Here is a 1,870-nt window from a genome sequence, read left to right as displayed (position 1 = left end):
TGCAAACCAGAGAAAGACCGATCACAGGAAAAATCAGAGCAATTACATTAATTAAACTTTGAGACTTCCAGAGAGTTACTATAGCCAAAAGGGGAAAGATACTAATAGCAAACTGAAAAATATTGGCCACTACCATGGAAACGGGAAAGATGCTAACCGGCAGACGAATTTTATTTAAAATACTGCCATTACCAACAATACTGGTTAAAGCTTGGTTAGTGGAAGCATTAAAGAAATTTATTACCACTAAACCAGTGAAAGCAGCTAGGACATAGTTAACTAGAGAATTATCAAAATAAGAGGCGAAAACCGTGCCGAAAATTGCCGTGTATAGTGCAGTCATAATCACGGGATTTAACAAAGACCAGTAAACCCCCAGAAAAGAACCCCGATAGCGTCCCTTGAGATTACGTTCCACTAAAACACTAAGCAACTCGTAATATCGCCGCGCTGTTGACCATCTAGTTTTTGCCTGGAGATCGGTCATAGGGATAATTGTCATCTTGTCAGTATTCAGTGCTTTATTCTAAACGATTACCGTCAATTTTGTCTATCGATCGAGAGGGGAATCTAGTTTTTATCCAGTTCCCGATGACTCTCCCTCTCGGGAAAAAGTTCCCTTCCTAGGCCATTTATCTGGCTCAAAAAGCTTAAAAACCGCTAAAAGCCTCTTTTTTTAGGGTTGAACTCGGTTTTTAGGGACAGCCTCAGCTAATTGACCTAGACTCTAGCAGGTTTGCCAATAAAATAGACATCAGATAAGAGCCAAGAAATGCCGATTTAAACACAGCTAATCTCAGAAAAACCGGAGTCAAAGACCGATAACTGAACAACTTCCTAACAGCCAAACCAAGAATTTAATCTAATTGATGTCCCGTCAGTTCCACAAAGATATCTTCGAGATTGGAGGGACGGCACATTACTCCAGTTTTATCGCTCAAACTGTCAAGATAGGCATTGGCATCAGCCACGGTGGGGAAGAATTTATAATCGATTTTATCGCCAACTTGTTTGATAACTAAACCCTCGCCATACTTAGTGCGAAAATCCCTTATAGTTCCTAATTCGATTAATTTGCCTGCGTCCATAATGCCAATTCTGCCCAGTTTTCCCGTGGCGTTATCCTGACAGAGAAATTCCACTTCTTCCATGTAGTGAGTGGTTAATAAAATTGTCATTCCTTGCTGGTTTAAATCGCGAATTACTTCCCACAAACGACGACGATTTTGGGGGTCTAAACCGACCGTCGGTTCATCGAGAAAGAGTATTTTTGGTTCGTGAAGAAGAGCGCGAGCAATCTGTAAACGTCGTTTCATCCCTCCGGAAAGAGTTTTGGCAAGGGCAGATTTTCGATCGCTTAAACTGACATAATCTAAATAGCGATCGATTAATTCCTGTCTCTGGGGATTGGGGATATGGTGCATCCGGCCGTGAAATTCCATATTTTCCCAGACGGTTAATTCCCCATCAACGCTAATCTGTTGTAAGACTACCCCTATATTTTTCTTCACCTGATCGCGGTATTTTTTCACATCATACCCCGCCACTGCGATTTCTCCTTGACTTGCTTCGGTTAGGGTGATAATCATGCGGATTGTCGTCGATTTTCCCGCACCGTTGGGACCGAGTAAACCAAAGATTTCCCCTTTTTCGATGGCAAAGGAAAGCTCGTTAACTACTGGGAGATTGTTATAGATTTTAGAAACGCGATCGAGAGCAATAGCGGAGGTCATCGAAAATTTGGGTCTGAAACCCCGTCGTTCTACGACGGCTTTACCGTTAAATATTAGCGCATTTACACGATATATGCTAGAATGCGAGATATGGAAAAGCTATCGCTACCGATTTTACCCAACACCAGAACAAGAGT

3 protein-coding genes are annotated in these 1,870 nt (G+C 41.9%); 1 reads left to right on the top strand and 2 read right to left on the bottom strand.

Annotated features, from left to right (window positions below):
• The coding region (locus tag PX481_RS16070; protein ID WP_288094965.1) for an ABC transporter permease at nt 1-487 on the bottom strand (487 nt) is incomplete at its 3' end.
• Between the two features lie 370 nt (nt 488-857).
• The gene (locus PX481_RS16065) at nt 858-1,733 is read right to left on the bottom strand and encodes an ABC transporter ATP-binding protein (RefSeq protein WP_288025226.1); all 876 of its coding nucleotides are present in this window, start codon (nt 1,731-1,733) and stop codon (nt 858-860) included.
• Nucleotides 1,734-1,806: 73 nt separating this feature from the next.
• Between PX481_RS16065 and PX481_RS29775 the strand changes: the two genes are divergently transcribed.
• Nucleotides 1,807-1,870, top strand: a 64-nt coding sequence (locus PX481_RS29775; protein WP_353852197.1) for a helix-turn-helix domain-containing protein, incomplete at its 3' end; no start/stop codon positions are given.

It is taken from the genome of Microcystis sp. M53603_WE2 (assembly GCF_030065435.1).
The sequence above is the reverse complement of the archived record's forward strand: the minus strand, read 5'-3'. Positions and strand labels throughout refer to the sequence as shown.

What these genes read in the sequence shown, in the direction of transcription:
- PX481_RS16065 (WP_288025226.1), bottom strand. Translation starts at nt 1,733, where the DNA reads ATGACCTCCGCTATTGCTCTCGATCGCGTTTCTAAAATCTATAACAAT.